Genomic DNA, 12841 nt, shown 5'->3' with positions numbered 1-12841 from the left:
TTACATCATTAAAGGTGCAACGATGCCAAACGCAATATTTCGTTTTGCGTGGTAGTCTTCGTTTCGACAATGCCTGCGGCCAGGCCATTACTCATTACCAGAATACGATCGGTAACGCCCAACAACTCTGGCATTTCGGAAGAGATGATAATGATCCCCTTCCCTTTTTTCGCCAGTTCAGAAATCAACTGATAGATTTCGAATTTCGCCCCCACGTCAATACCGCGTGTAGGCTCATCGAGCATCAGTATTTCTGGTTGCGTTAATAACCAACGACCAATAATGACCTTCTGCTGGTTACCACCGGACAACGAACCAATCGACGTATGATGTCCTGGTGTTTTCACCCGCATCGAGTCAATCACCCATTGGGTATCACTCTTCATTCGGGTGTTATCCAGCAAACCAATACTGTTTTTATATTTACTGATATTCGAAATCAGTGAGTTAAAACCAATATCAAGGTATGCGTAAATCCCGGTAGAACGACGTTCTTCGGTCACCAAAGCAAAACCATGATTAATGGCTTCATTGGCGCTGTTGTTATTAATGGCCTTACCGTGCAGCTTAATCGTACCGCCTGATTTCTCGCGAATACCAAACAGTGTTTCCACAATGTCAGTACGTTTCGCGCCCACCAGGCCCGCAATCCCGAGGATCTCCCCTTTACGCAAATCAAAAGAGATATCGCGAATGGACGGCTGACGCAGTGAGGTCAGGTTACGCACTTCCAGGATGGTTTCACCCGGTACGTTGGTTTTATCCGGGAAGCGCTGATTCAGCGATCGCCCAACCATCATGGCAATGATCTTATCCATATCCAGCCCTTCCAGCGGCTGAGTGGCAATCCACTGCCCGTCGCGCAGGATGGTAATTTCATCACACAGCTGGAAGATTTCTTCCATCTTGTGAGAGATATAGATAATGCCGCAGCCACGATCTTTCAGCTTACGAATAATCGTAAACAGATGGTTCACTTCTTTTTCCGTCAGCGATGAGGTTGGCTCATCCATAATGACGATTTTTGCGTTATAGGAAAAAGCTTTCGCAATCTCAATCATCTGCATTTGAGAAACAGACAGCGAAATCACTTTGTCACGCGGGTCAATATCAATATCCAGCTCGTCGAAAATCGCTTTGGTATCGCGATACATTTTATCCTGATCGACGAAAAAGCCTTTTTTCGGATAACGGCCGAGCCACATGTTATCCATAACCGTACGTTGCAGAACCAGGTTTAATTCCTGATGCACCATCGACACGCCATTTTCCAGCGCCTCTTTAGAGCTTTTGTAATTAATTTCCTCGCCCTGAAAAAGAATGCTCCCCGTATCTTTACTGTAAATACCAAAAAGGCATTTTAAGAGTGTTGACTTACCGGCACCATTCTCCCCCATCAGGGCGTGAATCGAATGTGGACGGACTTTTAAATTAACATTATCGAGCGCTTTAACACCGGGGAATGACTTACTGACGTCCGTCATCTCCAGTAAAAACTCGCGCTGTGTTTGCACGTTATCGCTGCCCATAGTTCTACCCGGCTGAAGGTGTTTTATTCAACGCCTGAAAAACGGATGCTGGAACCAGCATCCGTATCAGATTGTACTTATTTAGGCAGGTCGGCCAGGTTGTCTTTGTCGACTGGGACATAAGCAACACGGACCACTTTGCCATCCAGTTTGTAATCGGTACCTTCGGTGGCAGGTTTACCCGCCGCCAGGTTAATCGCCATATCAATGGTCGCTTTCGCCTGGTTTTTCGCATCATTCAGTACGGTGCCGGCCATTGCGCCAGATTTCACCATCGCCAGAGCTTCTGGCAGCGCATCCACACCGAAGACCGGTACAGAGGACTTGTTATGTGCTTTCAGCGCTTCTACTGCACCCATTGCCATCGCATCGTTATTGGCGATAACCACTTCAATTTTGTTGCCGTTCGGGCCAGACAACCACGCATCCATCTTATCTTTCGCCTGTGCGGTATCCCACATCGCGGTATCCAGATGCAGCTGCTGCGTTTTCAGGCCATCTTTGTTCAGCGTATCAATCACGTATTTGGTACGGGCTTCCGCATCCGGGTGACCTGGCTCGCCTTTTAACAGCACGAACTGAATCTGACCATCTTTGTTCAGATCCCAGGCTGCATTGGCTTTCCAGTGTTTCTCAATCAGCTCGCCCTGCTTCACGCCAGACTCTTTAGAGTCAGTACCGACGTAGTAAGCTTTGTCATAGCTGGCCAGCGCTTTCGCGGTCGGTTCTTTGTTGAAGAACACCACCGGAATGTCGTTCGCTTTTGCTTTGCTGATCACAACCGCAGCAGCAGCCGGGTCAACCAGGTTAATGGCCAGCGCTTTCACGCCCTTAGCAACCAGTACGTCAACCTGATCGTTCTGAGTAGACTGGCTGTTCTGCGAGTCATTCATCAGCAGCTGCACGCCCGGGTTGAGCTTGGCTTCTTTCTCAATATCCTTGCGCACGACGGACATAAAGTTGTCGTCGTATTTATAAATGGTGACGCCAATACGGGTATCTGCTGCCTGAGCAGTTGCGCCAAACAGCATTGTTGCCACCAGGGCGCTGAGAGTGAAAACCTTCTTATTCATGGTATCTCCGGTTTTTGTAGGGTAGTACTCAACGCCGCGTGCCAGTCAATGACGAGGCACGGGGCGATCAGTTTGTGGGCGGCGTCGCAAAAATGTTAATTCTACGATCAGCGGCACCGACGATAATGATCATCAAACCCGACTTCCCTGTACGGAATGCTTCCTGAATGCTGTGTGTAAAACTGTTTCGCAGGGAAGGCAACTGACCGTCACAAGGGGACAATCCGCCGTTACATAATGTTTCAAACCCTGCAGGACGCTGCCATCATAGAGAAGGCCTTGTTAATTAACTGTGAATTTACTCACAGATTGGAAACGGTTACATCGTAGATTCGCCTGAGTTAGTGACGGCCGCCACATTTTGCCGTGTTGCCACCGAATGGCGTCGTACCAGAGTCGGCATAAAGCAGTGCTGCGCGCTGCTGTCCAGCTCACCAGCCGCGCCTTTCAGCGCCAGCTCAGTGGCCAGTTTTGCCATAGAAACAATCGGGTAGCGCACGGTACTGAGCTGCGGATCGGTGTAACGCGAAATGGGAATGTCATCGAAGCCAACGACAGAGAGCTGCTGTGGCACCGCAATACCGTTATCTTTCAACGCGGCCAGCGCTCCGGCAGCCATGCTGTCGTTGTAGGCAAACACCGCCGTCAGCTGCAGGTTACGCCCAAGAAGCTCCACCATTGCCGCTTCGCCGCCCTGCAAATCCGGCTCACCGCTGGCACACCAGCTTTCCACGGGCGTCACGCCCTGCTCACTCAGCGCCTGAGACCAGCCTGCACGCCGCTGGTCGTTATCTTCAATCGGGTGGACAGAGCCTAAGTAGCCAATGCGCTGGTGGCCGTGCTGTTGCAGCATACGCATCGCCATCAGCGCCCCGCTGACATTGTCGAGGCAGACGCAGCGATGGGCAAAACCGGGGATAATACGGTTGACCAGCACCATGCCCTGCACCTGCTGCATCAGTGAAGCAAGCTCTTCATCTGGCATGGCTTTCGCGTGAACAATCAAGGCATTACAACGCTGACGGATCAGGACTTCAATCGCGTGACGCTCTTTATCTGCCTGATGATAGGAGTTATTGATGAGCACATGTTTGTGCAGGCGCTGGGCGACGGTATCCACCGCTTTCACCAGCGCGCCAAAGAAGGGATCGGACACGTCCATCACCACCACACCGATGGTGTCGCTGACCTGGGTAGCCAGCGCCTGGGCGTTCGCATTGGGACGATAACCGAGGCGTGCAACCGTTTTCAGCACCGCCTCGCGGGTGTCTCCGGTCACTGACGCACTGTTATTCAGCACCCGCGACACCGTAGCGACCGAAACACCCGCCTCGCGGGCTACATCACGTATGGTAATCATGAGCGATTACCACTGAAGCCTGTTATTTGCATAGCCCTTCCTGACCCAGACGCATTCTGATGTCTATTCTGTCAGGTGAAAGGCCCGTTCTACGTGAATTCCGTCACAGGCTTGAAAACGGTTACATACAATTTTTTAACCTTTGTGATGAGCATCATCTTCCACGGGTTTTTTCTCTACGCCCCATCCGGTTAGCTGGCGCCATACCGCCTCGACGGGTCCCTGGCGGAATATCCGCAGCCAGAAGAGAGAAAACAACAGGTTAACCGCCCAGACCAATGGAACAATCAGCAGCAATTGCAGGCGATCGAAGTGATTGAACAACGCAAAGTGGTTAAATAACGTGGTGCAAATCAGCGTCTGTAACAGATAGTTGGAAAGCGCCATTCTGCCCACCGCACTCACCATCAGCGTCAGGCGAAAACGCTGAAGCTGCGGCCACCAGCCAAAGCACAGCGCGGCATAGCCCAGCGACTGCAACGGCGCACTGAGTTCACGCGGCACCTGCAGGAAGAAGCCTGCCCAGCGAAACTCCCATTTGACGTGCCACTGTAACGCAATGGAAATGGCTTCAATCAGCATGCCGATCAGCACCAGCATCACGCCCGTGCGTCGATAGTGTTGCAGGCTCCACGTGCCGCGTAGCCAGCCGCTGCGCATCAATGCAGCGCCCACCATCATTAAGCCCGCCAGCTGCCAGCCATACTGTGCCATCAGCGCCATCAGCGCCGACCCCAGCATATCCAGGCGATTCGCCATCGCCTCCCAGCCGCCCTGGGTGCGCCAGAAGGTTTCATACTGCACGTCAGCCGCTCCGGCCAGCCATGAACTGTTCGGGTTCGGCCCGGATGCCATACCGAGTATGATCAGTACTGCGCTGCCAATGAGGTACAGCATCAACCCGGTATTAAACAGCTGCTTTGTACCGGGCACATCGCGGATCATCCGCCAGGTCACCAGCCCGGTTAGCCCGTAAGCCAGCAGGATATCGCCCTCCCACAGCAGCAACGCGTGCAGAAAGCCGAAGATCACCAGCCACGACAGGCGTGACTGTATCCAGCGCTTACCGCGCGGCAACAGCAATTGCAGCCCGGCCCCGAACAGGATGGCAAATAACGTGAGAAATTTTGCCTGGGCGAACAGATCCATTGCCGCCCACACCAGGAAATCACGGGTCGATGGCAATCCCTGCCAGGCAGGATTGAGATAAGCCGCCTTCGGTAAACCAAAGGCGGTGATATTCAGCAGAAGAATGCCAAGAATGGCCAGTCCACGAATAAAATCGAGGGGAAGAATACGGGACATACCGGTTTACCGTAGGGACGGACCGGTGTTTCGGCCCGCCCGCATCAAGACCTGCTAGCGATGGCGTACCGAGCGCAGGAACTCCTGGCGCGTGTTCTGGCTGGACTTGAACAGCCCACCCAATGAGGTCGTGGTGGTGGCGCTGGTCGCATCACGGATACCGCGTGCCTTTACACAGTAGTGTACAGCATCAATGGAGACCGCGACGTTGCTGGTGCCCAGCAGCGTTTGCAGTGCCACGAGGATCTGCTGCGTCAACCGTTCCTGCACCTGTGGGCGCGAGGAGAAGAACTGCACAATACGGTTGATTTTCGACAGGCCAATCACCTTCTCTTTCGGGATGTAGGCCACGGTCGCCTGGCCGTCGATAATCACAAAGTGATGTTCGCAGGTGCTGGTCAGCGTGATATCACGCACGGTCACCATTTCATCCACTTTCATCTTGTTTTCAATGACGGTGATTTTCGGGAAATTGGCGTAGTCCAGACCGGAGAACACTTCGTTGACGTACATTTTGGCAATACGCTGCGGCGTTTCGGCCAGGCTGTCATCTTCCAGATCAAGATTGAGCAGCTGCATAATTTCGGTCATATGACCGGCGATAAGCTGCTTACGCGTGTCGTCATCCATCTCGCGCACAGGTGAACGCAGCGGGGTTTCCAGGCCGCGGGCAACCAGTGCCTCATGAACCAGTGTGGCTTCCTGACTTAACGTCGCCATTTATCTCTTTTCTCCGGCAGGTCTGACAAAATCCAATCCCCGAAATAATTCATATCGATGGCGGGAATTTCTGAGGCGCTATTTTGGAACACATTTGGTGTCTGATCCAGTGAATCAATTTAATTGTCGATGAAACAGTTTCATTCAGCTGCCGCCTCGCGATGCCATACCAATACGCCAGCCACCAGCAGCGCCGCCCCGGCCACATATAACGCGGGTTCCAGCCGGTTCGTCAGCGCGGTCGAGATAGCCGATAGCAAGGGTCCCACCAGCTGCCCGACCGCATAGCCGGTGGTCAGTAACCCGGCAAGGTAACGCGTGTGCAGCGGCGCCAGTTCGCGGGCATAGTGCAAAGAGAGCTGCACCACGCACAGGAAGCCGCCGCCAATCAGCGCCGATCCCAGCGCCAGCCCCCATAATCCGGGGATCAGATCTGAAGCAAAAACCCCCAGCGCCTGCACCCACAGCACCAGCGCCAGACGGCGGTTACTACAGCCCAGGTGACGGGTCAGAATGCCAATAGCAATCCCCACCACGGCAGCCCCGCCGAATACCGGCCAGACAAACTGGCTGATCAGGCCGGGAAAACGCGTGGTCGCCATCTGCGACAGAAACGTTGCTGGCAGAATATAACCAAACCCGGCCAGGCTGTAGCTCCACACCAGCCGCTTCAGGCCAGGCGTCAGACGCAGCGGCTCCGGGGCGGTTTCCGGGCGATGCAACTGCCCGGTACGCGGTAAGGTGCGGGCAATCAGCGCCACCAAGATCAGCGCCAGCACGCCATAAGCGCCCCAGGCCCAGGCCGCGCTGACCTGCTGACTGTGCAACCACACCGCCAGCAATCCGCTGATAAAAATCCCGGTTCCCGGCCCGGCGAACACGGCGGCACTCAGCCCCGGACGCTGATAGCGGTGCAGCTGTTCATTGCTCCACGCCGCGATCAGCACCATCGCCCAACCGCTGGCCCAGCCAATCAGGAAGCGCACGACGCCGTGCTGCCACGGGCCGGAAACCAGGGCGGACAGCAACGTCAGCGCCACAGCTCCCCAGACCCCCGCCTGCAAGCGCCACTCCACGCGCCGGGTGGCGCGCATGGCATCAAACGAACCACACAGGTAACCCAGATAGTTCAGCGCTGCCACCACCGCCGCGCTGGTCAGCGACAGCTGATGTTCAGCTATCATTAAAGGCACCTGCGGGGTAAAGGCAAAGCGCCCTATCCCCATCGCCACCACCAACGTCAGAAAAGCGCACAACGCAACACGTACTGGCATTTTTGACTCCACAGCCGATTTTCAGTTGCCATCAGCATGAGTGATGGTTAAAATCACGAAAAGTGAATAATACTAACAAAGTTGCTTACGATAAGAGAACGAATGGACCTGACCCAACTTAAAATGTTCTGCGCGGTGGCCGACAGCGGTTCCGTCGTGCGGGCAGCGGAGCAGTTACATCGGGTGCCGTCAAACCTGACGACGCGCCTGCGCCAGCTGGAAGAAGAGCTGGGCACCGATCTGTTTATCCGTGAGAAACAGCGTCTGCGCCTGTCACCGATGGGCCATAATTTCCTCTGTTATGCCCAGCGTATTCTTGCGCTGAGCGAAGAGGCGCTGAACATGGCACACGGCGGCAAACCGGCGGGCAATTTTGCCCTCGGCTCGATGGAGAGCACCGCCGCCACGCGCCTGCCCTCCCTGCTGGCCGAGTTTCACCAGCGTTATCCCGCCGTGAATTTGGCGCTGAGCACCGGTACCTCTTCTGAGATTATCGAGAAAGTCCGCGTCGGCACGCTGGCCGCCGCGCTGGCGGATGGCCCGGTCAATGCCGATGAACTCAACAGCTGCGTGGCGTTTCCCGAGCAGATGGTGCTGATTTCCAGCCTGGATCACGCCGATATCATGACGCCCGCCGATGCCGCTGGCAGTACGCTGTTTGCCTTCCGTCCGGGCTGTTCCTATCGCATCCGGTTTGAGAACTGGTTCCGCAATGCAGGGGCCCAGCCGGGCAATGTGATGGAGATTCAGTCCTATCACGCCATGCTGGCCTGCGTGGCCAGCGGCGGCGGGCTGGCATTGCTGCCTGCTGCGGTGCTGGCGCAGATGCCGGGCCACGAACGCGTGCGTCAGCACCCGCTGCCACCCGAAATGCGCGACACCGACACCCGACTGGTGTGGCGACGCGATGCTTTCACGCCCAACGTTGAAGCGCTGAAGTATCTGATTATTGAACAATTTGATGAGAAGTCCAGCGATTAACCGCTGTTTCCGTCAACCCTGGTTACGCTTATTACACCCCTTTGACAGAACGACAGGAGCAACACATGCAGATGATTAAAACACGTGCCGCTGTAGCATGGGCCGCCGGTGAACCACTGAAAATTGAAGAACTGGACCTGATGCCACCGCAAAAAGGCGAAGTGCTGGTGCGTATCGTCGCGACCGGTGTCTGCCATACCGATGCCTATACCCTGTCCGGCAAAGATCCTGAAGGTGTGTTCCCGGCAGTGCTGGGCCATGAAGGTGGCGGCGTGGTGGAAGCCGTGGGCGAAGGCGTTACCAGCGTGGCCGTTGGCGACCATGTGATCCCGCTGTACACCCCGGAATGTGGCAAATGTAAATTCTGTCTGTCCGGTAAAACCAACCTGTGTCAGGCAATCCGTTCCACCCAGGGTAAAGGCCTGATGCCAGACGGCACCACCCGCTTCTTTAAAGATGGCCAGCCGATTTTCCACTATATGGGCACCTCTACTTTCTCTGAATACACCGTGATCCCGGAAATCTCCCTGGCGAAAATCAGTAAAGAAGCGCCACTGGAAGAAGTGTGCCTGCTGGGCTGCGGCGTCACCACCGGCATGGGTGCCGTGACTAACACCGCCAAAGTGAAAGAAGGGGATACCGTGGCGATTTTCGGCCTTGGCGGCATTGGCCTGTCAGCCATTATTGGCGCGAAAATGGCGAAAGCCGGACGTATCATCGGCATCGATATCAATACCAGCAAATACGATCTGGCGCGCAAACTGGGCGCTACCGACCTGCTCAACCCGAAAGATTTCGATAAGCCAATTCAGGATGTGATCGTTGAGATGACCGACGGTGGCGTTGACTTTTCCTTCGAGTGTATTGGCAACGTCAACGTTATGCGTTCCGCCCTTGAGTGTTGTCACAAAGGCTGGGGCGAATCCGTGATTATCGGCGTAGCCGGTGCCGGTGAAGAGATTTCCACCCGTCCGTTCCAGCTGGTCACCGGGCGCGTATGGCGCGGTTCTGCCTTCGGCGGCGTGAAAGGTCGTTCGCAGTTACCGGGTATTGTCGAGCGCTACATGAACGGTGACTTCCAGCTGAATGACTTCATTACGCATACCATGCCGCTGGAAGAGATTAATGAAGCGTTCGACCTGATGCACGAAGGGAAATCGATCCGTTCCGTGGTGCATTTCGCTAAAAAATAAGAGAGGACAGGATGCCATCGACACTGGAACTTCTGGAAGAACATCGCCTGTTTGGCGGCTGGCAGCAGCGCTATCGCCATCAGTCTGAAACCCTGAACTGCGCGATGACCTTCAGCGTCTTTTTACCGGGACCAACAAGCAGTACACCGCCGCCGGTGGTGTATTTCCTGGCGGGACTGACCTGCAGCGACGAGAACTTTAGCGTGAAATCCGGTGCGCAGCGCGTGGCGGCCGAACTGGGCCTGGTGCTGGTGATGCCGGATACCAGCCCGCGCGGCGAAGGCGTTGCCAATGACGAAGGTTACGATCTCGGTCAGGGCGCGGGTTTCTATCTCAATGCGACCGAAGCACCCTGGGCAGACCATTTTCACATGTACGATTACATCAACACGGAGTTACCTGCACTGATTGCCGGTAATTTCAATGTGAGCGATCGTCAGGCGATTATGGGGCATTCAATGGGTGGCCACGGCGCGCTGATGATTGCGCTGCGTAATCCGGGTAAATTCAGTTCGGCGTCGGCATTCGCACCGATCGTTAACCCGCTGGAAGTGGCATGGGGGCAGAAGGCCTTCCGCGCCTATCTGGGGGACGATATCAGCACGTGGAAGCAGTACGACAGCTGCTGGCTGATGCGTAACGGCGGTGCCGTACTGCCGATGCTGGTCGATCAGGGAGACAGCGATCAGTTCCTCGCCGATCAGCTGCGGCCACAGCGGCTGGAGGCCATCGCGCTGGAGATGAACTATCCGTTAACCCTGCGCGATCAGCCTGGCTACGACCATAGCTACTTCTTTATCGCCAGCTTTGTGGAAGATCACCTGCGCTTCCACGCGAAGCACCTGCTGGTGTCGTAATTTATCGGCTGTGCTGGTCTGCATGATTGTCCAGGTCAACGTCAAGGGCGTTTCGCTTTCCCGCTGCGCGACCCAGGGTGGGCAGTCGCCCCCACCCTGGGGACCCGGGCTTTGCGGCAGGCGCTGCGTCCACTGCGTGGATGCCTTCGCAAGCGCTGCTGAATGCCGCCTCAACGTCAAAATCCAGGTCAACACCCAACCCGAAAACAACTCAGGACGCGTAGGGGCGGACCTTCTTTTTCGGTCCGCCCGTGATGTTGAGCAGGGTGCTGCCCCTGTTTTACGGGGCGATCGGAAAAGATGATCGCCCCCTACGAAAGATCGCAATGCTGTCGGGGTTTTAACATTCACAGCGAGCAAAGGTTCTGCGGGGATGGGGCCAGATTGAGGTAAGCCGGACGTCACGCGACAGGACGTCGCGTGCCGAGGCCCGCATGGATGCAGCCGTTGCCGTTCCGGCGTGCTCAAACTGGCCCCGGACCTGAAGCCAGACTGCCAGCCATTCATTTTTGTGGGGATCCCTCAGGGGTCGACTGTGCTGGCCGATCGGAAAAGAAGATCGGCCACTACGGATTGGGGTGCCCGGCATTAAAACGCCGGGGCTTCTACCAGTCCATCAATCAATACCTGCGGCACACCCCGCGAACAGCGCTCAATGCGCCCTTTCACGCCATATACCCGCGCCAGGCTATCCGGCGTAATCACCGCTTCCGGTAAACCATCCGCAATCAGCTCGCCGTTTTGCAGCATCAGTACGTGCTCGCTATGACGCAGCGCGATATTAATGTCATGCACCACCACCACGGTAACGATGTTGCGCAGGCGGGTTTCGCGCCGCACTAAATCCATCACGTGGAACTGGTAATTGAGGTCAAGGGCGCTTAACGGCTCATCCAGCAGCAACAGCTCCGGGCGGCGGATCAGCGACTGCGCCAGGCCGACCAACTGTTTCTGCCCGCCAGAAAGCTGGTCAAGATAGCTCAGGGCAAGATGCGCGATACCCAGCTGCTCCAGCAGCGCCATCACTTCGGCTTCGCTGCTGGCATTACTGCGCCCGCCGCTGGCACGCTGTGCCACGATAATCGATTCCAGCACATGCAGATGCACCCCGGCAGGCAGCGACTGCGGCAGATACACCACGCGCGAGGCCCGGCGGGCAAACGGCAGCGCCATCAGGTCTTCACCGTTCAGCCACAGTTCGCCTTTGGCGCGGTTCAGCCCGGCCAGCGAGCGCAGAAGAGTCGACTTGCCGCAGCCGTTAGGCCCCAGCAGAACGGTGATTTTGCCTCGCGGCAGCAGCGGCACATTGAGGTTGCTGATCACCTGACGTTTTGGATAACCGGCATGAAAGCCGCTAATTTTCAGTCCCTGCATCAGACACTCCCCCGATGGCGCAGAATAATACTCAGGAAGAACGGCACACCCACCAGCGAGGTGACAATCCCCACCGGGATAATGACGCCTGGGATCAGGTTTTTCGACACCACCGATGCCATCGACAGTACCAGCGCCCCGGTCAGCGCACTGGCAGGCAGATAGAAGCGGTGATCCTCGCCAAAAATCATGCGCGCAATGTGCGGAGCCACCAGGCCGATAAAGCCAATCGGCCCGACAAACGCCACCGCCAGCGCAGAAATCACGCTGATGCGCAGCAGCGTCACCAGGCGCAGGCGGCGCACATCAATACCGAAACTCACGGCACGATCTTCACCCAGACGCAGCGCCGTCAGCTTCCACGCACTTAACATCGAGAACGGCACCAGTATCAGCAAGGCAATGCACAGGACGCCCAACTTTTCCCACGACGCACGCGCCAGGCTGCCCATCGTCCAGAACACCAGGCCCTGCAAGGTATCTTCGCTGGCAATAAACTGCATCATCGAGACCAGCGCATTGAAAGTGAACACCAGCGCGATACCAAACAGCACCACACCGGAGGTGGAAACCTGCGTCCAGCGCGTGACCGCGTCCAGCATCAGTGCGGCAAGCAGCGCAAAGACAAACGCATTGGCAGAGATAAACCACTGGTCAGGAATGCCCGGAATACCAATCCCCAGCACAATCGCCAGTGCAGCACCAAAGGCCGCCGCCGACGACACGCCGAGGGTAAACGGGCTGGCGAGCGGGTTATTCAGGATGGTCTGCATCTCTGCCCCGGCAAGGCCTAACCCTAAGCCAACCACCACGGCCATTAGCGCATACGGCAGGCGAATATCCCAGACGATCACCTGGGTGCCGGCATCGACTGTCTCCGGTGACAGCAACGTTTGCCACAGCACTGAGAGCGACAGGCCAGACGGGCCAAGCGTAAAGTCCAGCACCAGCGAGGCGGCGATCGCCAGCACCAGTACGGCCATAATGAACAGTCGGTGGCGCAGCAGCTGGTGGTAACGCCCCATCACGCCTTCTGGCGGGATGTTGCCCGCGTGCTGCACGGGTTCCTGGGTCAGACTCATTCTCAATACCTGCTAGAAATGTATTTATGCCGCTTAAAATAAAGCAAATGCGAATACTAATCAGTAATATTTTCAGTCTGTTTTATTTACATA

11 protein-coding genes are annotated in these 12841 nt (G+C 56.0%); 3 read left to right on the top strand and 8 right to left on the bottom strand.

Annotated features, from left to right (window positions below; translation table 11 throughout):
• Window positions 1-8 precede the first annotated feature (8 nt).
• From mglA to ACFL9S_RS10435, 6 genes are all read right to left on the bottom strand, one after another.
• Complete coding sequence (mglA, locus tag ACFL9S_RS10460; RefSeq protein WP_405261799.1) at window positions 9-1529, bottom strand: galactose/methyl galactoside ABC transporter ATP-binding protein MglA; 1521 nt, start codon at window positions 1527-1529, stop codon at window positions 9-11.
• A gap of 77 nt (window positions 1530-1606) precedes the next feature.
• The gene (gene mglB / locus ACFL9S_RS10455; protein WP_405261797.1) at window positions 1607-2602 is read right to left on the bottom strand and encodes a galactose/glucose ABC transporter substrate-binding protein MglB; all 996 of its coding nucleotides are present in this window, start codon (window positions 2600-2602) and stop codon (window positions 1607-1609) included.
• 319 nt (window positions 2603-2921) lie between these two features.
• Window positions 2922-3962, bottom strand: coding sequence for an HTH-type transcriptional regulator GalS (galS, locus tag ACFL9S_RS10450; RefSeq protein ID WP_405261796.1), 1041 nt, complete (start codon window positions 3960-3962; stop codon window positions 2922-2924).
• Window positions 3963-4097: 135 nt separating this feature from the next.
• Window positions 4098-5267, bottom strand: coding sequence for a DUF418 domain-containing protein YeiB (gene yeiB / locus ACFL9S_RS10445; protein ID WP_405261795.1), 1170 nt, complete (start codon window positions 5265-5267; stop codon window positions 4098-4100).
• A 54-nt stretch (window positions 5268-5321) separates the two neighbouring features.
• Complete coding sequence (gene folE / locus ACFL9S_RS10440) at window positions 5322-5987, bottom strand: GTP cyclohydrolase I FolE (RefSeq protein ID WP_133841478.1); 666 nt, start codon at window positions 5985-5987, stop codon at window positions 5322-5324.
• Between the two features lie 140 nt (window positions 5988-6127).
• Window positions 6128-7261, bottom strand: a complete 1134-nt coding sequence (locus ACFL9S_RS10435) for a YbfB/YjiJ family MFS transporter (RefSeq protein ID WP_405261794.1) — start codon at window positions 7259-7261, stop codon at window positions 6128-6130.
• Between the two features lie 102 nt (window positions 7262-7363).
• Between ACFL9S_RS10435 and ptrR the strand changes: the two genes are divergently transcribed.
• The 3 genes from ptrR (at window position 7364) to fghA (ending at window position 10292) form a co-directional block, all read left to right on the top strand.
• Window positions 7364-8242, top strand: a complete 879-nt coding sequence (gene ptrR / locus ACFL9S_RS10430; RefSeq protein ID WP_405261793.1) for a putrescine utilization regulator PtrR — start codon at window positions 7364-7366, stop codon at window positions 8240-8242.
• Window positions 8243-8307: 65 nt separating this feature from the next.
• On the top strand, window positions 8308-9435 hold the full coding sequence (locus ACFL9S_RS10425) for an S-(hydroxymethyl)glutathione dehydrogenase/class III alcohol dehydrogenase (RefSeq protein WP_405261791.1): 1128 nt from the start codon (window positions 8308-8310) through the stop codon (window positions 9433-9435).
• 11 nt (window positions 9436-9446) lie between these two features.
• Window positions 9447-10292 carry an S-formylglutathione hydrolase gene (gene fghA / locus ACFL9S_RS10420; RefSeq protein WP_405261790.1) on the top strand — a complete coding sequence of 282 codons (846 nt, stop codon included), beginning with the start codon at window positions 9447-9449 and terminating at the stop codon, window positions 10290-10292.
• A gap of 588 nt (window positions 10293-10880) precedes the next feature.
• Here fghA and ACFL9S_RS10415 read toward each other — a convergent pair.
• A complete protein-coding gene (locus ACFL9S_RS10415) occupies window positions 10881-11666 on the bottom strand; it encodes an ABC transporter ATP-binding protein (RefSeq protein WP_405261789.1) in 786 nt (261 codons plus the stop codon).
• Entirely contained in the window at window positions 11666-12748 is a 1083-nt protein-coding gene (locus ACFL9S_RS10410; protein ID WP_405261788.1) for a FecCD family ABC transporter permease, read from the bottom strand. Before ACFL9S_RS10410 ends, ACFL9S_RS10415 begins: the two co-directional genes overlap by 1 nt.
• Window positions 12749-12841: the final 93 nt, after the last annotated feature.

Origin of the sequence: Erwinia sp. AnSW2-5 (assembly GCF_045107195.1) — a bacterium.
In the GTDB taxonomy this organism is placed as follows: domain Bacteria; phylum Pseudomonadota; class Gammaproteobacteria; order Enterobacterales; family Enterobacteriaceae; genus Erwinia.
Note: the sequence above shows the minus strand (reverse complement) of the source record. Positions and strands in the feature narration are given on the sequence as shown.